The 21,010-nt window shown below is 64.2% G+C and carries 27 protein-coding genes and 1 tRNA gene; 12 read left to right on the top strand and 16 right to left on the bottom strand.

The window, feature by feature from the left end; genetic code table 11:
* Positions 1–4 precede the first annotated feature (4 nt).
* The 8 genes from ENE74_RS11140 to ENE74_RS11105 are packed head-to-tail and all read left to right on the top strand — an operon-like array spanning position 5 to position 5,587.
* Positions 5–538, top strand: a complete 534-nt coding sequence (locus ENE74_RS11140; protein WP_338142987.1) for a GspH/FimT family pseudopilin — start codon at positions 5–7, stop codon at positions 536–538.
* Positions 531–905, top strand: a complete 375-nt coding sequence (gene gspI / locus ENE74_RS11135; protein WP_127690999.1) for a type II secretion system minor pseudopilin GspI — start codon at positions 531–533, stop codon at positions 903–905. Before ENE74_RS11140 ends, gspI begins: the two co-directional genes overlap by 8 nt.
* On the top strand, positions 902–1,543 hold the full coding sequence (gene gspJ, locus ENE74_RS11130) for a type II secretion system minor pseudopilin GspJ (protein WP_127690998.1): 642 nt from the start codon (positions 902–904) through the stop codon (positions 1,541–1,543). Before gspI ends, gspJ begins: the two co-directional genes overlap by 4 nt.
* Complete coding sequence (gene gspK, locus ENE74_RS11125; protein ID WP_420902582.1) at positions 1,536–2,525, top strand: type II secretion system minor pseudopilin GspK; 990 nt, start codon at positions 1,536–1,538, stop codon at positions 2,523–2,525. The genes gspJ and gspK overlap by 8 nt, the downstream gene beginning before the upstream one ends.
* Entirely contained in the window at positions 2,522–3,643 is a 1,122-nt protein-coding gene (gene gspL / locus ENE74_RS11120; RefSeq protein WP_127690996.1) for a type II secretion system protein GspL, read from the top strand. Before gspK ends, gspL begins: the two co-directional genes overlap by 4 nt.
* A complete protein-coding gene (gene gspM / locus ENE74_RS11115) occupies positions 3,640–4,116 on the top strand; it encodes a type II secretion system protein GspM (RefSeq protein ID WP_127690995.1) in 477 nt (158 codons plus the stop codon). The genes gspL and gspM overlap by 4 nt, the downstream gene beginning before the upstream one ends.
* On the top strand, positions 4,113–4,838 hold the full coding sequence (locus tag ENE74_RS11110; protein WP_127690994.1) for a type II secretion system protein N: 726 nt from the start codon (positions 4,113–4,115) through the stop codon (positions 4,836–4,838). Before gspM ends, ENE74_RS11110 begins: the two co-directional genes overlap by 4 nt.
* An 11-nt stretch (positions 4,839–4,849) precedes the next feature.
* The gene (locus tag ENE74_RS11105; protein WP_241241945.1) at positions 4,850–5,587 is read left to right on the top strand and encodes a prepilin peptidase; all 738 of its coding nucleotides are present in this window, start codon (positions 4,850–4,852) and stop codon (positions 5,585–5,587) included.
* A gap of 4 nt (positions 5,588–5,591) precedes the next feature.
* Here ENE74_RS11105 and ENE74_RS11100 read toward each other — a convergent pair.
* From ENE74_RS11100 to ENE74_RS11085, 4 genes are all read right to left on the bottom strand, one after another.
* Positions 5,592–5,666 (bottom strand) — tRNA-Thr (locus tag ENE74_RS11100).
* 28 nt (positions 5,667–5,694) lie between these two features.
* Entirely contained in the window at positions 5,695–6,573 is an 879-nt protein-coding gene (locus tag ENE74_RS11095) for a hypothetical protein (RefSeq protein ID WP_127690992.1), read from the bottom strand.
* The gene (locus ENE74_RS11090) at positions 6,570–7,889 is read right to left on the bottom strand and encodes a replication-associated recombination protein A (protein ID WP_127690991.1); all 1,320 of its coding nucleotides are present in this window, start codon (positions 7,887–7,889) and stop codon (positions 6,570–6,572) included. The genes ENE74_RS11095 and ENE74_RS11090 overlap by 4 nt, the downstream gene beginning before the upstream one ends.
* Before the next feature lie 7 nt (positions 7,890–7,896).
* The gene (locus tag ENE74_RS11085) at positions 7,897–9,075 is read right to left on the bottom strand and encodes a glycosyltransferase family 4 protein (protein ID WP_127690990.1); all 1,179 of its coding nucleotides are present in this window, start codon (positions 9,073–9,075) and stop codon (positions 7,897–7,899) included.
* Positions 9,076–9,162: 87 nt separating this feature from the next.
* Here ENE74_RS11085 and ENE74_RS11080 point away from each other — a divergent pair, with 87 nt between their 5' ends.
* The gene (locus ENE74_RS11080; RefSeq protein ID WP_127690989.1) at positions 9,163–9,399 is read left to right on the top strand and encodes a hypervirulence associated TUDOR domain-containing protein; all 237 of its coding nucleotides are present in this window, start codon (positions 9,163–9,165) and stop codon (positions 9,397–9,399) included.
* A 48-nt stretch (positions 9,400–9,447) separates the two neighbouring features.
* Positions 9,448–10,104 (top strand): MOSC domain-containing protein, encoded by a 657-nt coding sequence (locus ENE74_RS11075; protein ID WP_127691182.1) that lies wholly within the window; start codon positions 9,448–9,450, stop codon positions 10,102–10,104.
* A 12-nt stretch (positions 10,105–10,116) separates the two neighbouring features.
* Here ENE74_RS11075 and ENE74_RS11070 read toward each other — a convergent pair whose 3' ends face one another.
* The 12 genes from ENE74_RS11070 to ENE74_RS11015 all read right to left on the bottom strand — a co-directional run bounded on the left by ENE74_RS11070 (position 10,117) and on the right by ENE74_RS11015 (position 18,543).
* Positions 10,117–10,368, bottom strand: coding sequence for a hypothetical protein (locus ENE74_RS11070; protein WP_127690988.1), 252 nt, complete (start codon positions 10,366–10,368; stop codon positions 10,117–10,119).
* Positions 10,369–10,436: 68 nt separating this feature from the next.
* Complete coding sequence (locus ENE74_RS11065) at positions 10,437–11,375, bottom strand: hemolysin family protein (RefSeq protein WP_127690987.1); 939 nt, start codon at positions 11,373–11,375, stop codon at positions 10,437–10,439.
* 21 nt (positions 11,376–11,396) lie between these two features.
* Entirely contained in the window at positions 11,397–11,903 is a 507-nt protein-coding gene (ybeY, locus tag ENE74_RS11060) for an rRNA maturation RNase YbeY (protein WP_127690986.1), read from the bottom strand.
* Positions 11,896–12,894, bottom strand: a complete 999-nt coding sequence (locus ENE74_RS11055; protein WP_127690985.1) for a PhoH family protein — start codon at positions 12,892–12,894, stop codon at positions 11,896–11,898. Before ENE74_RS11055 ends, ybeY begins: the two co-directional genes overlap by 8 nt.
* Positions 12,895–12,921: 27 nt before the next feature.
* Entirely contained in the window at positions 12,922–14,301 is a 1,380-nt protein-coding gene (gene miaB, locus ENE74_RS11050; protein WP_127690984.1) for a tRNA (N6-isopentenyl adenosine(37)-C2)-methylthiotransferase MiaB, read from the bottom strand.
* An 8-nt stretch (positions 14,302–14,309) separates the two neighbouring features.
* Positions 14,310–15,071 carry a lysophospholipid acyltransferase family protein gene (locus tag ENE74_RS11045; protein WP_241241944.1) on the bottom strand — a complete coding sequence of 254 codons (762 nt, stop codon included), beginning with the start codon at positions 15,069–15,071 and terminating at the stop codon, positions 14,310–14,312.
* A 1-nt stretch (position 15,072) separates the two neighbouring features.
* Complete coding sequence (locus ENE74_RS11040; protein ID WP_127690983.1) at positions 15,073–15,495, bottom strand: Fur family transcriptional regulator; 423 nt, start codon at positions 15,493–15,495, stop codon at positions 15,073–15,075.
* A 117-nt stretch (positions 15,496–15,612) separates the two neighbouring features.
* Positions 15,613–16,038: a Ros/MucR family transcriptional regulator gene (locus ENE74_RS11035; protein WP_127691180.1), complete on the bottom strand. Its 426-nt coding sequence runs from the start codon at positions 16,036–16,038 to the stop codon at positions 15,613–15,615.
* Between the two features lie 111 nt (positions 16,039–16,149).
* Complete coding sequence (gene rimI / locus ENE74_RS11030) at positions 16,150–16,623, bottom strand: ribosomal protein S18-alanine N-acetyltransferase (RefSeq protein ID WP_127690982.1); 474 nt, start codon at positions 16,621–16,623, stop codon at positions 16,150–16,152.
* Complete coding sequence (gene tsaB / locus ENE74_RS11025; protein ID WP_127690981.1) at positions 16,620–17,264, bottom strand: tRNA (adenosine(37)-N6)-threonylcarbamoyltransferase complex dimerization subunit type 1 TsaB; 645 nt, start codon at positions 17,262–17,264, stop codon at positions 16,620–16,622. The genes rimI and tsaB overlap by 4 nt, the downstream gene beginning before the upstream one ends.
* 47 nt (positions 17,265–17,311) lie before the next feature.
* Positions 17,312–17,905, bottom strand: a complete 594-nt coding sequence (locus ENE74_RS11020) for a malonic semialdehyde reductase (RefSeq protein WP_127690980.1) — start codon at positions 17,903–17,905, stop codon at positions 17,312–17,314.
* Between the two features lie 68 nt (positions 17,906–17,973).
* Positions 17,974–18,543: a NifU family protein gene (locus tag ENE74_RS11015; RefSeq protein ID WP_127691179.1), complete on the bottom strand. Its 570-nt coding sequence runs from the start codon at positions 18,541–18,543 to the stop codon at positions 17,974–17,976.
* Between the two features lie 122 nt (positions 18,544–18,665).
* On the opposite strand from ENE74_RS11015, the gene ENE74_RS11010 reads away from it, so the two are divergent.
* Together ENE74_RS11010 and ENE74_RS11005 are read left to right on the top strand one after the other, a co-directional pair.
* Positions 18,666–19,157, top strand: a complete 492-nt coding sequence (locus ENE74_RS11010) for a pyridoxamine 5'-phosphate oxidase family protein (protein WP_127690979.1) — start codon at positions 18,666–18,668, stop codon at positions 19,155–19,157.
* 313 nt (positions 19,158–19,470) lie between these two features.
* A complete protein-coding gene (locus ENE74_RS11005) occupies positions 19,471–20,829 on the top strand; it encodes a DEAD/DEAH box helicase (RefSeq protein WP_127690978.1) in 1,359 nt (452 codons plus the stop codon).
* Positions 20,830–21,010 lie beyond the last annotated feature (181 nt).

Below are 21,010 nucleotides of genomic sequence, written 5' to 3'. Positions count from 1 at the left end.
TGGTGTGAACGGGGAACCGCGTCCCAAAACCTGGGTCCCCGCCGTCGCGGGGACGCGCTGGAGTGTCAACCAGCGCGGCTTCACGCCCGTGAGGCGTTCCGCCGAACGCGGCTTCACGCTGGTGGAACTGATGGTCGTTATCGCGATCATCGGGCTGGCGTCGGTCGCAGTGATGCTGTCTATCCCCGATCCGCGCGGGCGCGTGATGGACGATGCCGAACGCTTTGCCGCTCGGGTGGCGGCGGCGCGGGACAATGCGATCGTCGGCGCGCAGCCGATGGCCGTCTGGGTATCGCCCTCCGGCTATGGTTTCGAGCGGCGACGCGACCGGCAATGGGTGCCGATCGAGGACAAGCCGTTCGTCACGACCGACTGGCGTCAGGGAACCAGCGCCGTGCTGGGCGAAGCGGGGCAGCGGCAACTGATTTTCGACGGCACGGGATTGCCCGACGACATCCTGGCCGTGCGGCTGCAACGCGACGGCGAGGCCGTGACGGTACGGGTCGACATGGCAGGGAAAGTGCTGGTCGATGGCTAGGCGTGATTGGCAGGACGCCGGGTTTACGTTGCTGGAAATGCTCGTCGCGCTGGCGGTGTTCAGCCTCGCCGCGCTCGCGCTGATCCGCTTGCAGGGCGTGACCATTCGCACCGCCGCCGATCTGGACCGCAAGGTGATGGCACAGATCGTGGCCCGCAACCTGATGGTCGAGTGGCAGACCGACCCGCGGCCGACGCCGGTCGGCAAGGACGATGGCATTGTCGACAATGGCGGGCAACGCTGGCGCTGGACGCGCGCGGTCACGCGCCTGGACGACAGCCGCCTCGTGCGTGTTGACCTTCAGGTCGCGGGCAATGGCGGGGGATCGCCCGCCGTGCTGACGTTCGTGCGGGCTGCCGCGCCATGAGCGACCGCGCAAACGGCTTTACCCTCATCGAGTTGATGGTGGCGCTGGCGATATTCGCGCTGATCGCGGGGGCGGGTGTCCTGCTGCTGGGGAACAGCGTTTCGGCGCAGGGGGCGATCAAACTGCGGCTTGATGATCTCGCCGCCGTGCAGCGCGCCGATGGTACCCTCTCCGCCGATCTTGGGCAGGCGACGGCGCGCATCAGCCGGACCGAATTGGGTACGCTGGCCCCCGCGTTCTTTGCAAATCCCGGCGGCGAGTCCGCGCCGATCCTTCAGTTCGTGCGCGGCGGCCGCGCCAATCTGGGGGACAGCCCGCGATCGTCGCTGCAAAAGGTCGAATATTGGTTGCGCGAGGGGCGATTGGAACGGCGCAGCTATGATGCCGTGGATGGCGCGACGGCGCGCGAACCGGCGCCGCTGCTGACCGATCTGGAGAGTGCCGCACTACGCTTTCGCAATGCGCGCGGCGAATGGATCGGCCAATGGATGCCGACGCAGCCCGATCTGCTGCCGCTGGCCGTGGAACTGCGCCTCGCGCGCCGAGGCGCGCCGCCGGTGACCCTGGTCTATGCCGTCGGTCCCGGCCCGGAGGAACAGACGAGGGTTGCAAGCGATGGCGGGGTGCCCGGTGCGTGATCGGTGCCATCCCGGGGAACGCGGTGCGGCATTGCTGACCGTGCTGCTGCTCGTTGCAGTAATGGCGATCATTGCCGCAGGCGCGCTGGAGCGCGTGGCCCTCGCTACCCGTCTGACGGCCAACGCCGGGGCGCAGGCGCAGGCCCGCGCTTATGCCGATGCAGCGCAGACCATCGCCCGCCAGCGCATCGCCGACCTGATTGCTGCCAGCCCCGGTCGCACGACGCTGGCGGGCGGATGGCTCGGCGCGGCGCAGGCCGTGCCGGTGCCGGGCGGCACCGCGACCGCGCGCGTGACCGACAGCGGCAATTGCTTCAACCTCAACAGCGTAGTGACCGGCGACAATGCCGCAGACCTGAAGACCCGGCCGGTGGGCATAGTACAATTCGTGGCGCTGATGCAGGCGCTCGGCATCGACGAGCGCCGGGCGCAGGGCGTTGCCGCGTCGCTTGCCGACTGGATCGACAGCGATGCCGTTCCGCAACCGGGCGGTGGAGAGGACGAGAGCTATCTGCGCCTCGCGCAGCCCTATCGCACCGCAAATCGCTTCATGGTCGACGCGAGCGAGCTGCGCGCGGTCCAGGGTGTCACGCCTGCGCTTTACGGCGTCCTGCGCCCCTGGGTATGCGCCTTGCCCGTCAGCGACCTGTCACCGATCAACGTCAACACGCTGCTGCCCCAGCAGGCCCCGCTTTTCGCCATGCTTTTGCCTGGCAAAGTGACCGTCGAGCAGGCGCGGCAATGGCTGGCGCAACGCCCGGCCGATGGCTATGGGAGCCTCAACACATTCTGGGCTTTGCCGGGGCGATCCGGCATCGTGCCGTCGGGTGATGTCAATGCACAGGCCAAGCTGACCAGCCGCTGGTTTCGTGTCGATGTTCTGGTCGAACTGGGGGGCGTGGAGTTGAACGATACAGCGTTGATCGACGCGCAGGCCATCCCCGCCCGTATCGTCTATCGCCATTGGGGCGAAGAGTCATGACGCCGCGCGATGCCCTGATCGTGATGCTGCCCGATGCGGCCGATGACGCCCCGACATGGTGGCGCGTGGCCGATGGCGGCGTCGTGCAGACCGGCACCGGCACCGACTGGCTGAGTGCATGCGGGCTACAGGCGCTGCCGTCCGGTGCGATGGTGATGCTGGTGGTGCCGACTGCGGCAGCCGTGTTGCACAGCGTGACGATGCCTGACCTGCCGCCGCGACAGGCGCGCGCAGCGGCGCGGATCGCGGCGCTGGACCGCAGCATGGCACCGGCCGACACGCTGCTGGCGGTATCGCTGGAGCCGGACGCGACAGCAGGCGCGCATCAGGTGGTTGTGGTGGCGCGCGCCGACATGCAACACTGGCTGCTGTGGGCGCAGCATCATGCGATCGATCCCGACATCGTCATTCCCACGGCCTTTCTGTTGCCCCTGCCCGAGGACGGCCTGGTCCGGGGGCAGATCGGCCCGGCGCGGGTGCTGCGCGGCGCGGCGCTGGCCCTCGATGCCGACGATCCGCTGGCACCGGTCCTGATCGGGGATGCGGCCGTGATCGACCTGCCGCAAGACACAGTCCGCGCCGCCACGATTGCGGCGCTATCGGCACCGCATGTCAATGTGCGCACATCGGTTTTTGCGAAACGCACGCGACAGGCGGTGGACGGGCGTCAGCTTGCGCGCATCGCTATGTGGTGTGGCTTCATCGCGCTCGTCAGCCTTTGCATCGCGCTGATCGCCCTACTGCGCCTGAACGGCGATGCGCGGCGGCTTGACGCGGAAACGATCGCGGTCGCCCGCGCCGTCCTGCCGCAAGCGAGTGATGCGGAACAGGCGGAGCGGGAAATCGACGCTATGCTGGCGGCGCGCGGAACCGGCGCCTATGGCTTTTCCGGGCCGGTTTCGGGTCTGTTCTCTGCGATGCGCGGCGCACCTTCGGTGGCGCTGACCTTGCTAGACCGGAGCGCGGACGGCATGGTGAAGGCGACATTGGCTGCGTCCAAGGCGGAGGATATCAACGTGGTGCTGCTGGCATTGCAGGCGGCGGGCTTCACGATCACCGCAACATCGTCTCAGGACAACAGCGGCCGCATCGTTGCCGACATAACGGTGCGGCCATGAGCGGGATGCGCGCCTGGTGGACCGCGCTTAGCCAGCGTGAGCGGCTGCTGATCGCTGTGATGGGCGTTTTGCTTGCGATCGTGGTGATCTGGCTGGGCATTGCCCGGCCGGTGGAACGCGGCATGCAAACGGCGCGTGAGCGACAAGCGGCGGCGCTCGACCGCAATATGGCTATACGCGCGAAAGTGAAGGCGCTGCAAACGCCAGAAGCCGCCGTGGCGGGCGTCACCGGGTCGCTCGACCAGATGATCGGCCAGAGTGCGGGCGACGCCGGGTTCATGCTGGAGCGGATACAGGCGCAGGGCGACGCGCGCGTCGAAATCGCAATCGCCGCCGCCCGGCCGACGGCCCTGTTCGGCTGGCTTTCCGCCATAGAGGCGCAGGGCGTGGTCGTCGAAAGCCTGACGGTGCAGCCGTCCACTGCCAGCGGCGCGCTGTCGGTGCGCGCCATTTTGAAGAAAGCTGCACCATGATGGGGCTGACGCTCAGCAGGCGGGCGCGTTGGGGGCTGGTGCTCGCCTTCGTGATCGGGCTTGTCCTGTTTCTGCCGCTCCGCACGGCGGCGACGATGATCGGGCTGGAGAAGCAGGGTGTCAGCGCGCGTGGCATCAGTGGCAGCCTGTGGTCGGGACGGATCGTGCAGCTTGCGATCGGCGATGTTCCGATCGGGACGGTCAATGCGGGGCTTTCGCCTTTCCCGCTTCTTCTTGGCCGCGCACGCATCGATCTGTGGCGCAAGACAGGCACGCCCGATGATATCGCGGGCGCGCTCACCTTTGGCCTAGGCGGGCGTGTCGGTATCGACGACGTCACCGGCCGGGTGCCGCTGGGCACGACATTCGCGCCCTTGCCGATCGGCTCCGCCGAGTTCGTGGATGTCAGCGCCTATTTTACCGGCGATATATGCGGCGATGCCGAAGGCCGTGTTCGGGTGGCCATCGCCGGGGAGATACCCGGCGTCAATCTGAGCCAGGGCCTGACTGGCGATGTGCGCTGCGAAGGTGGCGCCCTGATGGTGCCGCTCGTCAGCCAGTCCGGGCTGGAGACACTCAACCTGCGCATTACCGGCGATGGCCGCTACAGCGCGACGATGCGGGTGCGCAACAGCGATCCGGCGCTGGCGCAGGGCCTGAGCGCCGCGGGCTTCACGGCGGCGGGTGACGGCTTTGTGCTGAAGGTCGACGGCACATTGTGACGCCTCTGGCAATGCTGGGCATTGGTGCCGGTGCCGGGGCGATCATCGGCAGTTTTCTGGGCGCACTGGTGATGCGATGGCCGCAGGGGCGATCGGTCGTGACCGGCCGCTCCGCCTGCGACAGCTGCGGCGCGCCATTGGGACCTTTGGAGATGATCCCGCTGCTCAGTGCGCTGGCCCTGCGCGGTCGATGCCGACGATGCGGCGGGTCCATCGCGGCCCTGCATTTCGCCATGGAACTGGGGTGCGCGGCGATCGGGGCGGGTGCCTTCCTGCTTGCGCCGTTCCCGGCTGCCGCCGGATGGGCCGTGCTGGGCTGGATACTGCTGACGCTGGCGGTGCTCGACTGGCGGCATTTCTGGATGCCCGACCGGCTGACCTTGCCGCTTGCCTTCCTGGGCTTCACGCTTGGCCTGTGGACGACCGACCTGGCGCTTTGGGACCGGGTGATCGGTGCAGCGGCGGGCTATGGCGCGCTGCTTGCGGCGGCTCTGGCCTATCGGGCGTGGCGCGGGCAGGAGGGGCTGGGTCTGGGCGACGCAAAGCTGCTCGGCGCGATTGGCGCCTGGATGGGTTGGCAGGCGTTGCCGTTCGTCCTCCTCATCGCCAGCCTGAGTGCGTTGCTGGTTACGGCAATCACCGCCGTGCGCCAGGGACGGCTGGATAGGGCGCGCCCCATTCCGCTGGGCACCTATTTGTGCGTGGCGACGCTGCCGGGATGGATGATGCTCAGCCTGCTCATCGGTTGAAGGCTGGTGCCGGATGCAGGATTTGAACCCGCGACCTTCGGTTTACAAAACCGCTGCACTACCACTGTGCTAATCCGGCGCTCCAGTCGCGCGCCATGCCCTTACTATCACAATACGCCAAAGGTCCAGCCCTCTGTGCGGGCAATTTCACGCGTCATGGTGGCGGGATGCCACAGCCGGACGTCCTGCGCCGCCCGACGCAGCCATGCGGTCGTGAGCAGCGCGTCTGTGCTGTGATCGTCATAGCGGGCAAGCGGCACATGGGGGCGGCTGTCCAGCGCCGCCAGAGCAGCATCGAGCGCCATCCCGTCGCGAATCTTCGAAAGTCCCTTGCGCAGCCCTGCCGCACGGGCGGCAAGCGCGGTGTAGATTTCCACAATCACCGGGCCATTGCCGGGCACCGGATCGAACGGCCAGACCGGCACAATATTGCGCAGGCGATGCAGGACACGCATGCCGGTGAGGCTGGATTTGCCGACCTGCGCCGCGCCCACGAGATTGAAGCAACTGTAGGGCGAAAGGCGCATTGCCGCCTGCCCATGTTCGCAGACCCGGAAGCGGCCGCGTCCGCCGGAAAACAAATCGCCGCAATCGCGATGCTGACGGAAGTGGCGGCGTGCCTGCGGATGGGAGACGAAACTGCCGACCGAGAGGTGCGGATCGTCGGCGGACAGGGCCTCGACCAGATCCCACAGCGCATGTGCGTCGGGGGGTGATGCATCCCATCCCGGAAAGTAGCTGCCGTGATCGACAAAGGGGAAGGCAGGTGACAGGTCCATCCCGATCAGCATGCGGGTAGCGGCGCGGCCATGGTCGGCGATCCATTGCGCCAGTGCCGCCCGGCTCCAGCCGCGTTCGGGGCGCAGCAGTGTCGGCGCGTCATCGCCCGCCCGCGCATGCGCCAGCGCAAGGCCCGCCGGTCGCTCCACGGCCTGTCCCGACCAGTCGATGACGGCGAAATGCTCGAACCGCGGCGTGGCGTTCATTCCGCTTCGTCACTGCCCCTGCGGGCGTCCCACCAGGCCATGCGTTCGGCGATGCGCTGCTCGAACCCGCGATCGGTGGGCGTGTAGAAGATCTGCGGCGCAAGGTCGTCCGGCCAGTAATTTGCCCCGGAAAAGCCTTCGGGCGCATCATGGTCATAGGCGTAGCCGGCGCCATAGCCGATGTCCTTCATCAGCTTTGTCGGCGCGTTCAGGATGTTCTGCGGCGGCATCAGCGATCCGGTATCGCGCGCAGTGCGGAACGCCGCTTTCTGTGCAGCATAAGAAGCGTTGGATTTGGGCGCAGTGGCGCAATAGAGGCATGCCTGCACGATCGCCAGTTCGCCTTCGGGCGACCCGAGAAAGTCATAGGCGTCCTTTGCGGCAAGGCACTGGACCAGCGCCTGCGGATCGGCAAGGCCGATATCCTCGCTCGCGAAGCGGACCAGACGGCGCAGGACATAGAGCGGCTGCTCCCCGGCGGTCAGCATCCGCGCCAGATAGTAAAGCGCCGCCTGAGGGTCCGACCCGCGCAACGATTTGTGGAGCGCGGAAATCAGATTGTAATGGCCTTCGCGATCCTTGTCATACACCGCGACACGGCGATGCAGCAGGGCGGACAGCGCGGCGGGATCGAGCGGCTCGGTAATCGCGACCGAATAGAGCGTCTCCGCCTGGTTGAGCAGGAAACGCCCGTCGCCGTCGGCGCTCGCGATCAGCGCCTCGCGCGCTTGCCGGGTCAGCGGCAGGGGGAGGCCGATGAGGGCTTCGGCGCGCGCCAAAAGCTGTTCAAGGGCGACAGCATCCAGCCGCCGCAAAATCAGCACCTGCGCGCGGGAGAGCAGCGCGGCATTCAGTTCGAAGCTGGGATTTTCGGTCGTGGCGCCGACCAGCGTGACCGTGCCATCCTCCACAAAGGGCAGAAAACTGTCCTGCTGCGCGCGATTGAACCGATGGATTTCATCGACGAACAGCAAGGTCTTCTGACCGATACGGGCATGGTCGCGCGCGGCCGCGAAGACTTTCTTAAGGTCCGCGACGCCCGAAAACACCGCAGAAATCGGCTCGAACCGCATGCCCACGGCATCGGCGAGCAGGCGGGAAATGGTCGTCTTTCCGGTTCCGGGCGGACCCCAGAAGAGGATGGAGGACAACCGGCCCGCCGCCACCATCCGCCCGATCGCGCCATCCGGTCCGGTCAGATGCTCCTGCCCGACGACGTCGGCCAGAGTGCGCGGGCGCAGGCGGTCGGCCAGCGGCGCGTCGGCACGCTCGGGCGGCGTAGCGTTCGTTTCGATGCTGCCGAACAGATCCGCCATCCCAGGCTCAGGGCACCGGGCTGGCGAGCGCGAGAGCGCCGCGTTCGCGCTGGCGAATGATACGCACATAGGTATCAACGAGGGCCTGATTGACCTGATCCCATCCATAGCGCGCAGCAATGCGATGGGCGGCCGCGCCCGCGCGCTGGCGGCTGTCGGCATCGGTGCAGTATGTTTCCAGCGCATCCGCGAATTGGCTGATCGCGCCGGGGCGGATAAGACGCCCCGTCACGCCATCGGTGACGAGCGACTCACTGCCGGTCGCCCGGGCGGCGACCGTCGGCAGCGTGCAGGCCATCGCCTCCAGCGTGACGTTGCCGAACGTTTCGGTGACCGATGGGTTGAACAGCATGTCCATGGAAGCAACGCTGCGCCCCAAGTCGGGGCCGCTCTGGAAACCCAAGAAGCTTGCATCTGGCAGCCGGTTTTCAAACCAGCTTCGTGCGGGGCCATCGCCCACCACCATGACATGATGCCGCACGCCGCGCTGCTGCAACAGCATGATGCTGTCGGAAAAGACATCCAGACCCTTTTCCATCACCAGACGACCGACAAAGCCGATTACGGGCGTCTCGTCGGCGATGCCCAGGCTGCGCCGCCAGGCCGGATCGCGACGGTCCGGGTGAAAGATGTCTTGGTCGATCCCGCGCGTCCAGATGCCGACATCATAATTCATGCGCTGATCGCGCAGCAGTTGCGCCATCGAATCGGACGGGGCGACGATCGCATCGCAGCGGCGATAAAAGCGACGCAGCATCGCCTCGATCAACGGCTCCATGAAGGCCAGACCGTAATAGCGCGGATAGGTTTCAAAACGGGTATGGACCGAGGCGACCGTCGGCAATCCGCGCTTGCGCGCCCAACTGAGCGCCCGGTGCCCGAGGGGATCGGGGCTGGACACATGGACGATATTGGGCGCGAAGGCCTTCAGATCGCGACGAAGGGCAGGGGACAGACCAAGCGGAATGCGATATTCGCCGCGCCCCGGAATCGGCCAGGATGGCGCGCTCATGAGATCACCGGTCGCCGGAAAAGCAGGCTGGCGCACGGTGGGTGCATAAACGCGCACCTGCGCGCCTTGACGCAGAAGATAGCCGACCAGCCGGTTGAGCGCCTGGTTCGCGCCGTCACGGACATAATTATAGTTTCCGCTGAACAGGGCGATGCGAAGGGCGGTGGCGTCCATCCGCCGCGCCTTAACGCACAGCGGCACAAAGGCCAAGGGAACCGGCGGTGCCTCCGCTGCTTTATGCGTCAGGAAAGGAGAGTGTGCATGACGGCTACGGTGCGGCAGGATACGCATTTTCGCAAAGGGCAGCGGGTGCGATGGAACTGGGGCACGGGCGTCGGGCGCGGGAAAGTGGTGGAGCGGTTTGACAGGCATGTCGAACGAACCATCGAAGGCGCAAAAGTCTCCCGCAATGGCAGCGACGACAACCCGGCCTATCTGATCGACAGCGACAATGGCGCGCAGGTGCTTAAGCTCGGTTCGGAACTGACCGGACATTAGGCGATCCGGTCGGCTGGAAAAAAGGCGATGGATTTGCGACAAGACGTCATGAGTCGCCTGTCCGTCATCGCTTTGCTTACCGGCAAGCCCGTGCCCTTCAGGGATGGCCAGTATAGTGCCATCGCCAAAACACCGGTATCAGGCCGGGTGCGTATCGGCTGGCTCGGTCTCGAAGGCGACAGCGTAGCCGATACGGTGCATCATGGTGGCTGGGACAAGGCCATCCATCTCTATCCGCAAGACCATTATGCGTTCTGGTCGGCGCACATGGGCAATCATCCGCTGCTGGAATCCTGCGGAGCCTTTGGCGAGAATATCGCATCGGTGGGGTTGGACGAAGAACAGCTGTGCATCGGCGACCGCTTTACTCTGGGCACCGCGATCATCGAAGTGAGCCATGGCCGTCAGCCCTGTTCAAAGCTCGACCACCGGTTCGGGCGACGCGATGTCATGGCGACGATCGTCAAGACGGGGCGGTCCGGCCTCTATTTCCGCGTCGTGCGTGAGGGCGAAGCCGACGCGGACGGAGACATGACGATGGACATGATCGCGCGGCCGCATCCGGAATGGCCGGTTGCCCGTGTATTCCGGCTGCTGATCGGCGGCGGTCACAAGCAGGACAAGGGGGCGGTACGACACTTGGCCGACATGCCGCTGCTGGCCGACGCATGGCGGCAGCGCGCGCGCAATCTTTCGGGGGCTTAAGCGTCCGGCGGCTTAAGCGTCGGTTTGCGACGCGGGGAAATCCGGGCGGGCGGCGAGAGCCGTGATGTCATGAATATTGAGCGATCCGACGCCCGTCGCGTCGATTACGAGCCGCGCCTTCTGTTCGCTTGGCAAAGTCTGGACATGGGCAATGAGGTCGGCGAGTGCCCCGGTCTTCAGCGTTCGGAACTCGACGAACATGTCTGATCCCGCGTCATCGCGTTCATGCAGCTGCGCCGGGGCATCCCAGTTCACGCTATCCATCGAATCGGATCCCCCGTCGGTTACGAGGCCAAGCTGCATCGCTCGACGCCGATACGCAAGGGAAGCGCTCAATCCTCGGTCGCTTCATCGCGATCGACCGGCGGATGCAGCCGCAGCCGCGTGACGCGACGGCTGTCGCTGGCGGTGATTTCCAGCCGCCATCCGCTGTCCTCGTGCAGCAATATTTCGCCCACTTCCGGCACGCGACCGGCAATGACGAAGGCAAGGCCACCCAGGGTGTCGACGTCTTCCTCTATGTCCGCGAGGCGCGCGTCGATCTCTTCGGCGACGTCTTCCAGCTCAGCACGGGCGTCAGCGTCCCAGATGCCGTCATCAAGGGCGATCAGCAGCGCCTGAGGCGCGTCGTCATGCTCGTCCTCGACTTCGCCAACGATCTCCTCGACCAGATCCTCGAATGTCAGCAGCCCCTCGGTGCCCGAATATTCATCGAGCACAATTGCAAGATGCGTCCGCTTGGCGCGCATTTCCGCCAGCAGATCGAGCACGCCCATGCTTTCGGGCACGTAGAGCGGCTGCCGGATCAATGGTGCGAGCGTGGTTGGGGGAGGGGCGTTGCCCGCCAATATGGCGAAGGCATCGCGGATATGGATCATGCCGACAATCGTATCGAGTGTGTCGCGATAGACCGGAATGCGGCTGTGCCCCGCGTCGGCGAACAACGCCGCCAGCTCGGCGAAACTGGCCTTTTCCTCGATAGCGATGATGTCGGCGCGCGGCACGGCGACATCATCGACAGTATGCTCGCTGAAATGCAGGAGATTGCGCAGCATCTGCCGCTCGATCGCCGAAAGATCGCCCTTGGATGCCGGCGCGCGGCGATCCTCGTCGTCCTCGTCATATTCGTCGATGGCTTCCTCAATCTCCTTGCGAAGGCTGTGCTCGCTTTCCTCGCCGAAGATCAGGCTCTTGAGGCCGCTCCATAAGCCGCCTTCATTGCCGCTGCTACTGTCCGCTTCCTTTGCGGGTGCCGGGCCATCGTCAGCCATGATGTCTGTTCGTCCTTGCGGTTAATGTTCCGAATATGGGTCAGGAAGGCCCATAGAGGCAAGTGCGCGTATTTCCAACGCTTCCATGGCTTCCGCATCCACCGGGTTCATATGGTCATAGCCCAGAAGGTGCAGCGTGCCGTGGACGATCAGATGTGTCGCATGATCGGCGATGCTGACGCCCTTTTCGGCAGCCTCTGCGGCCACGACGCCGCTCGCGAGCACAATGTCGCCGAGCAGGACTTCGCCGTCGTCGGTATTGGCCGTCGCTTCCAGCAAATCCTGCTGGACCATCGGGAAGGACAGCACATTGGTTGGCTTGTCCTTGCCGCGATAGGCCTGGTTGAGCGACTGGACCTCGTCGTCGTCGGTCAGCTTCACGGCGATCTCGTAGGTCGCGGCCTGGGTTTCAAAATCCGCGTTCAGGCTGTGGCGAATCGCGGTGGTCACCGCGGCCAGTGACAGCCCGTCCCAGTCCACGTTGCCCGGCCAATCGGCGCTTTCACGGATGAGGGCGACGTCAAGCATCTGGCCCCTCATAGGCTTGGACAATGCGTCCGACGACGGGGTGGCGCACCACGTCAGAAATGCCGAACGGGACGACAGCGATGCCTTCCACGCCTTCAAGCCTCGCCACCGCATCGGCCAGGCCGGACGCGCCGGGTTGCGGAAGATCGACCTGTTTGGGGTCGCCACAAATGACCATCCGGCTGTTCTCGCCGAAGCGGGTAAGGAACATCTTCATTTGCGCGATGGTGGTGTTCTGGGCTTCATCGAGGATGATGAAGGCGTTGGCGAGCGTCCGGCCGCGCATGAAGGCCAGCGGCGCGATTTCGATTTCACCCGAGGCGATGCGCCGTTCGACCTGTTCGGCCGGCAACGTATCGTACAGCGCATCATACAGTGGCCGCAGATAGGGATCGACCTTGTCCTTCATATCGCCGGGCAGGAAACCCAGACGCTCCCCCGCTTCCACCGCGGGACGCGACAGGATGAGCCGGTCGACACTGCCGGAAATAAGCTGACTGACGGCCTGGGCGACGGCGAGATATGTCTTGCCGGTGCCGGCCGGGCCGAGCGCGAAAATCACATCATGGCGTGACAGTGCCTCCATATAGGTGATCTGCGTGGGCGACCGCGGCACGATCGTCTTCTTGCGTGTGCGGATCATCACCTTGGGCGGTTCGGCGACATCGTGGCGGATGATGCCGTCCAGCGTCGGTTCCGCCGACATCGCGATCACGGCCTCGACAGCGCCGGTATCGATCGCCTGCCCCTCTATGATACGGTTGTAGAGACCGGTCAGGACATCGCGCGCGCGGGCGGCGGCTTCCGCCATGCCTTCGATCTGCAGGCGATTGCCGCGCGCGGCGATATACACGCCGAGGCGGTTTTCGATCGCCACGAGATTCTGGTCGAACTGTCCGAACAGCGTGCCAAGGAGGTCCGATCGCTCAAAGACCACTTCAAGCCGGGCGCGCTCGCCGGGTTCGGCGCGGGCGTGGTGCTTCTTGGCCATATCAGGGTTTCCTCCGGGCGGTTTCGCTCAAGCAGCAATCCTTTTCTTCAGGTCACCCGCCAGGCTGTTCGGCCCGGTCGCCGTGATGTCTACGTCGATCATGTCACCCAGCGCATAATCGGGCGCCGTCACATGCACCGATTGCAGCCAGGGAGTCTTGCCGATGCGCTGGCCCGGATAGCGGCCCTCGCGTTCGAGGAGAATGGGGACGCACTGCCCGACGGCGCGGCTGTTGAAGGCGATCTGATCGGCGTTGAGCTGGGCCTGAAGCCGCTGCAAACGCGCGTCCATTACGGTTGCGGGGATATGGTCGGCCATGTCGGCAGCGGGCGTGCCGGGGCGGGCGCTGTATTTGAAGCTGTAGGCCATGGCATAGCCCACATCGCGGACCAGCGCCATGGTCGCTTCGAAATCGGCGTCCGTCTCACCGGGAAATCCGACGATAAAATCACCCGACAGGGCAATATCGGGGCGCGCTGCGCGGACCTTTTCGAGGATGGCGAGATAGCTCTCCACGCTGTGATTGCGGTTCATGGCCTTCAGGATGCGGTCGCTGCCCGATTGCACCGGCAGATGCAGGAACGGCATCAGCTTTGGCACTTCGGCGTGGGCCGCGATGAGGCCTTCGGTCATGTCATTGGGGTGGCTGGTGGTGTAACGGATACGCGCCAGATCGGGCAGCGCAGCGAGCGCGCGGATCAACCCGTCGAAGCCTTGTGTTCTTCCGGCCGGGTCGGTGCCCTGCCAGGCGTTGACATTCTGGCCGAGCAGCGTGATTTCCCGGACGCCGCCGTCGACCAGTGCCTGCGCCTCGTCGAGGATGGCGGACCATGGGCGGCTGATTTCCGCGCCGCGGGTATAGGGCACCACGCAATAGGTGCAGAACTTGTCGCAGCCTTCCTGAATGGTCAGAAAGGCCATGGGGCGCGGTTGCTTTGGTCGGTCGGGCAGACTGCCGAACTTGGAGGCGGCCGGCATGTCGGTATCGAGCGCCACTTCCCCCCGCACAGCCTTGCCGATCAGGGCAGGAAGATTGTGGTAGGCCTGGGGGCCGACGACGATGTCGACGCTCGGCGCGCGGCGCGATATCTCGCTTCCCTCGGCCTGCGCCACGCAGCCGGCAACGGCGATCATCGGGCGCGTGCCATCCTCCCGCCGCAGACGGCCTATGTCGGAATAGACCTTTTCCGCCGCCTTTTCGCGGATATGGCAGGTGTTCAGAACAACCAGATCGGCGCTGTCGGCACCCGTCGCGGCCGTCATGCCCTGTGCACCCAGCATTTCGGCCATGCGCTCGCCGTCATAGACGTTCATCTGGCAGCCGAACGACTTGACGTGGAATGTTGCGGGCGTGCCGGAAATGCGGACGGCAGGAACGTGCTTGCTGGGCAAAAGGGGGCGATTCATCCCCCCGGCTATACAGTGCCGGGCGGGGTGGCGATAGGCGGCAGACACGCCGCGATCCTTTTTCTGCTTTCGGCGGCAAGGGCCTTACGATCGGCAAAGTCCCGTGGATCGAAATGCGCCAGGAAATGGAGCGTCACGGTCAGCGTGCCCGGCCGCGTCAGCAGGCGCAGCGCGTTGTCCGCAAGGCTGGGTTCGTGCCAGGCAATGTCCGCCGCCGCCGGGCCGTAATCGATGTAGACCGGCTGCACCCGAAGATCGCGCGGGGGTGGCAACATCACCGAGAGCAGAGCGGGCTTGAACGGCAGCAGTTCATGGCCGAACCCCGTGGTGCCTTCGGGAAACAACGTGACCGGCTGATGCCCCGCGAGAGCGGCACGCAATGTCTCTGCCTGCTCGCGCACATCCTGGCGGCGAGTGCGCGATATGAAGAGCGTGTTGTTCTGGCGGGCGAGCCAGCCGACGAGCGGCATGTCCCCCACGTCGTCTTTCGAGACGAAGGCGGTGCCGGTGACGCCACCCATTGCCAGAATGTCGATCCAGCTCAAGTGATTAGCGACAAAGAACACGTCCTTGCGCAGCGGTGTGCCGATGATGCGTGTCCGCGCGCCTACGGCGAAAGTCGCAAGGCGCAGAAAAATGCGCGGCCAGGGGGACCGCAGACGCAGAAGGCGCCACAACAGATGCGGTATCAGGCACAGCAGCAGTACGTCGAGCAGTGCCGCGATGCGGCGGGTGCGGCGAAAGCGCGCCGCCAGTGGCAGCGTCTGCAATTCAGCTCTTTCGGTCGATGGCGACGCCGTACAGTTCCATCCGGTGATCGACGAGGCGGAAGCCTAGCTTTGCGGCAATCATCCGCTGCAACTGTTCCAGTTCCGGATCGACAAACTCTATGACGTTGCCGGTTTCCACGTCGATCAGATGATCGTGGTGCGATTCCGGGGCGGCTTCATAACGCGCGCGGCCGTCGCCGAAATCGTGCCGCTCCAATATCCCCGCTTCCTCAAACAACCGCACCGTGCGGTAGACGGTCGCAATCGAGATACCCGGATCGATCGCCGCGGCGCGGGCATGCAGCTTTTCGACGTCGGGATGATCCTCTGCATCGGACAGCACCTGCGCGATCACGCGGCGCTGCTCGGTGATGCGCAGACCTTTTTCGGCGCACAGGGCCTCGACATCAATTTTGCGGTTCATGACGGCCTGCTTTGCGATTCAAGGGATGCATGAAGCAAGCCTAGCCAATTTATCGCAGATGCGAAAGGGAGCGCAGCGAAATGGCTGCGCCCCTCTTTTGCGGGTTGATCGTGACGATTACTTCGCGGCCCCGCGACGGCGACGCTTGGTGCCCAGGCCGATCTTCTTCGCAAGGGTACGGCGCTGTTCGGCATAGTTGGGCGCGACCATCGGATAATCCGCAGGCAGGCCCCATTTGGCGCGATAGTCATCCGGCGTCATCTGATAATGCGTCATCAGATGCCGCTTCAGCATCTTGAGTTTCTTGCCGTCTTCCAGGCAGACGATGTAGTCGGGCTTGATCGAGGCGCGGACGGAGACCGCAGGTTCCTGCTTCACTTCGGGCACAGGGGCCACCACCGAAAGTCCGGCGAGTGCGCCGTAAACATTCTGGATCAGAACGGGAAGATCAGAGACGGCCACGCTGTTGTTCGAAACATGCGCGGCAACAATGTCGGATGTCAACGTAATGAGCATTTCCGACTGGGCATTTTGTTCTTCCATCATGCAACTCCCGAGATTTATCCAGCGACCCTGTCCAGAATTATGGTGCGGAGCAGGTCAGTTGCCAATAGTACCACGGTTTCACAGTTTCAAGGTGAATAGGCGGATAAATCACAAATCCAGTCGATAGCTTAACGCATCACGCAATTTTCCATCATTTCCGCGATAGTAATCGGGACGGGTATTGACGTGCAAGAACCCTGTATTCTTGTAGAGTTTTGTCGCAATATTATCCGCGCGTACTTCCAGATGCATCATGGCGATGCCGCGCGTACGTGCCAATGCGATACAATCGTTCAACAGCGCCGATCCTATCCCGCGACCGCGCCAGCCCGGATCGACCGCCAGCAGGAGCAGTTCCGACTCGTCGAAGATCGACCGCACGAGCGCAAAGCCGAGGACCGCAGCATCCAGCTTTGCGAGCGTAAGCCAGCTGCCATGCATCGCCATCATCCCGGCGAGTTGCGAGAGGTTCCAGGCCTCGCCAAAGGCCGGATCGAACGCCTTGTCCATTACCGACATGGCAGCGGCCTGCGCCTTGCGGTCACTCTGCTCGTGCCGCTCAAGGACGAGGCCGTGGATCACGATCGCACGGGTGCAAGCGGACCATCCGCCATCGGCCGGGCATCGGCGCCGCGTCCATACAAGGGCATGACGGGCAAATGCCGCTCATGGGGGCGGAGCAGGATATAGTCGGTCGCCCGGACGTCCGCATCGATCGCCTGGCCATGGCCGCGCGCAGCGATCAGGCTTGCAGCGCCGCTGCCGTACACGCGGGCATCATCGATCATGGAGGCCAGCGTCTCGATCGGTGTTGAGGCAAGGTCAGTCCTTGCGGTGCCCTTGGCGCAATCGAAACGCTGCCAGAACAGTTCGCCATGGCCGCCGGTCATGGCCACCACAATATCCTGTCCGACAGCATGCTCCCGGCACACCGCAGCCGCCACCAAAGCCAGCGCGCTGTAGCCGGTGATCGGGACATTCCAGGCGAACGCCAGTGCCCGCGCTGCCGCCAGGCCGATACGCACACCCGTGAAACTGCCCGGACCCACGTCGACGGCTATCGCATCGGCGCGCCCGCCGCCGGGCAGTGCGGCAATGGCGGGAACGAGCTTTTCCGCATGACCACGCCCGACTGCCTCATGAGCGGCGGCTTTCACGACATCATCGTCCAGCAACGCAAGCGAGAGCGCCTGCGTCGCCGTTTCTATCACCAGGGTCCGCAACTGCCGCGCCTCATCAAGCCTTCCCGCCTTACCGGTCGTTACGGCCGTTAATCGATCCGGTTGAACTTGCCAAATGCCGGGCGCGGCAGGCGCGGGTGGACCGTCGAAGGATCGCCATAGCCGAGCGTCGAAATGAAGTTCGACTTGACGGCAGGCGTGTCGCCGAAAAAGGCAGCATCGACGGCCGCATTGTCAAAGCCTGACATCGGCCCGGTATCGAAACCGAGCGCCCGCGCGGCAATGATGAAATAGGCCCCTTGCAGGCTGGAATTGCGAAATGCGCTTGCCTTGCGCAAGGCTTCATTGCCGTCAAACCATGATTTCGCATCGGCAGGCGGAAATAGTTCGGGCAGATGTTCGTGAAAATTCTCGTCCATGCCGATGATGACCGTGACGGGGGCCTTGCGGATCTTGTCGCCATTCGTGCCGGATGACAGCGCCGCCAGCTTATCCTTCGATTCCTGACTTACACACCATATGAGGCGCGCCGGCAGCTGGTTGGCCGATGTCGGCCCCCATTTCATCATGTCCCAGATCGCATGCAGATCGGTTTCCAGAACCGGCTTGTCGAAATAGCCGTTGTAGCTGCGGGCCTGCACGAAAATCTGGTCGAGAGCCTCCTGCGGCAAAGCGTCGGCCATGTCGTAAACTCCCCTAGCTATGATTGGACGGGTAACGGCTGTGAAATGAGTGTGCGGCGCAACCGTTATCAGACTGCGCGGACTTCAGTCACTTCAGGAACATAATGTTTGAGCAGCGATTCGATGCCCTGCTTCAACGTCGCGGAGGATGATGGGCAGCCTGCACAGGCGCCCTGCATCTTCAAGAACACCTTGCCTTTGTCGAACCCGCGGTAGACGATGTCGCCGCCGTCATTGGCCACGGCAGGACGCACGCGGGTTTCGATCAGTTCCTTGATCTGTGCGACGATCTCCGCATCGGCAGGATCATCCTCGAACGCTTCGTCCGCAGGCACGGCAAAGCCGGACGCGGTGCCGTGGAACAATGGCATGTCCGCCGAAAAATGATCGAGCAGGATGCCGATCACGTCCGGCTTCACATCGGGCCAGTGCGATCCCGGTGCCAGCGTGACGGACACGAAATCATAACCGAAGAATACGCCAACCACATCGCCCAGCGTGAACAGCGCAGCCGCGAGCGGCGATGCTTCCGCTTCATCGGCGTCGGCGAAATCGCGGGTGCCGCTGGTCATCACCGGCTGCCCCGGCAAAAACTTCAAGGTGGCCGGATTCGGTGTGGTTTCTGTCTCTATCAGCATCACTGCCATGTGGGGCGGGAAATGATCGAGATCAAGCGCGCTTTTCTTTCGGCCGTCCAAAGGGAACTAGCCTGCGCGTCAGGTGCTTACCACAAACCGGACAACGACAAGGAGAGTGCGGCATGACCGACACGAATATGATCAAGGACAAGTTCTGGACCGCGCTGGCCGACAGCCCGTTCCTGATGGTCGGCCTGACTGGCGCACATGCCGCGGATGGCACGGGGCATCAGCATAGCGTGCCGATGACGGCGCAGCTTGACCGCGATGCCGACAGCGCCTTCTGGTTCTATACCTCACGCGACAATCGTCTGGCATCGGGCGGTCCGGCGATGGCGCAGTTCGCCGGCAAGGATCATCATCTGTTTGCATGCATATCGGGCAATCTGGTCGAGGAAACCGACGCGCGCGTAATCGATGCGCACTGGTCCAAAGATGTCGCCGCCTGGTATGAAGGCGGGCGCGACGATCCCAACCTTCTGATGTTGCGGTTCGACCTTGGCGACGCCGAAATATGGTCGGCGGACATCTCGCTGAAGGGGATGTTCAAGCTGCTGATCGGTGGCGATGTGAAGTCCGAAATGAAAGGGCAGCACGCCGAATTGCAGCTCTGAACCGCGCGATGCCAACGCGCATCAAGCCCGCCGCCTGCTGATCGCACGTGGCGGGCTTTTGACGTTCTGCGTAATTTTCTTGCATTATTTGGTGATTAGGTCTAGCGGCGATGCAGCGCAGCATCCGGGTCATTATGACCCCGTAGCGATTGGTAGCGTGATCGTCCCAGCTCCCGAAGAGCAAAGGACCGGCCAATGACCTGCGCTTTGCCTGAGGCTTCCCTTTTCACGCGGGTCGTTTCGTAACCCGCCTCGTGCCCGCATTGCGTGTCGCAATGACCAGGGCGCGACGCTCCACTGTGAGTACATCATTTTGACAACTTTCCAGCAACTCGGCCTTGCCGAGCCTATCCTGCAGGCGCTTGCCGCCAAGAATTACACCGTGCCGACGCCGATTCAGGCGCAGGCGATTCCCGCGCTGATGGACGGCCGCGACCTGTGCGGCATCGCCCAGACCGGCACCGGCAAGACCGCCGCGTTTGCGCTGCCCAGCCTCGACTATTTCCATCAGAACCCGAAGCTGACGCCGCAGAAGGGGTGCCGCATGCTGGTGCTCTCGCCGACGCGCGAGCTGGCGGCGCAGATTGCCGACAGCTTCCGCGATTATGCCCGGTTCATGAAGCTGTCCGTTGCGACTGTGTTCGGCGGCGTGCCCATCAACAAGCAGATCAACCAGCTTCGTGGCGGCATCGACATTCTGGTGGCGACACCCGGACGCCTGCTTGACCTGATCGAGCAGCGCGCGCTGAGCCTTGGCCATGTCGAAATCTTCGTGCTCGACGAAGCCGACCAGATGATGGACCTGGGCTTCATCCAGCCGCTGAAGCGCATCGACAAGATGCTGCCCAAGCAGCGCCAGAGCCTGTTCTTCTCCGCCACCATGCCCAAGGCCATTGCCGATCTGGGCAGCCAGTTCTTGGTCGACCCGGTCAAAGTGTCAGTCGCGCCGCAATCGACCACGGCCGAGCGCGTCAAGCAATATGCGACCTATGTCAATCAGGCGGAAAAGCAGGCGCTGCTGACGATCACGGTCAAGAACGAGCCGATCGAGCGGGCGCTGATCTTTACCCGTACCAAGCATGGGGCAGATCGGGTCGTACGTTTCCTTGAAGGGGCGGGCATCCCGGCGGCCGCTATCCATGGCAACAAGAGCCAGGGTCAGCGCACCGCGGCGTTGCAGGCGTTCCGCGCGGGGCAGGTGAAGTTGCTCGTCGCGACCGATATCGCCGCGCGCGGTATCGACGTGTCGGGCGTCAGCCATGTCATCAACTTCGAACTGCCGAATGTGGCCGAGCAATATGTCCACCGCATCGGCCGTACGGCCCGCGCCGGGGCGGAAGGCATCGCCATCAGCTTCGTGGCGGATGACGAGCGGCAGTATCTGAAAGCCATCGAGAAAGTGACGCGGGTACGCTGTGAAATAGCGCCGCTGCCCGAAAACTTCGCCGAAGCGGTTCGCAACCTGCCCAAGCCCGCGCCGCCCAAGAAGGGCAGCGAAGGTGGCAATGGTCGCAGCGCGCATGGGCGTGGCGATCAGGGCCGGGGCGGGGCCGACCGCGGTCATCGCGCAGGCGGCGATGCCACAGGACCGGCGAAGCGGCCGTTTCGTCCCCGCAACCGCAACGGCGTGGGCGCACACAAGGGCGCCGTGCAAAGGGTCGGCGGTCGGTAAGACTGATCTGGCCAATCTCCCAAAGCCGTTCGTTTCGAGCAGCATCGAGCCTGTCGAGATGCGTCTGTCGACAACTAGTCCTCGACAGGCTCGAACCGAACGGCTGGGGAGGGGGAACCGAACATGCTTTGGGGAATGACCGGAAACGGAATGGTCCTCGATAGCTTTGTCAGTGGTCATT

Source organism: Sphingobium algorifonticola, from assembly GCF_004005485.1.
Lineage (GTDB): Bacteria > Pseudomonadota > Alphaproteobacteria > Sphingomonadales > Sphingomonadaceae > Sphingobium > Sphingobium algorifonticola.
This window is presented reverse-complemented; position numbering and strand designations above follow the sequence as displayed.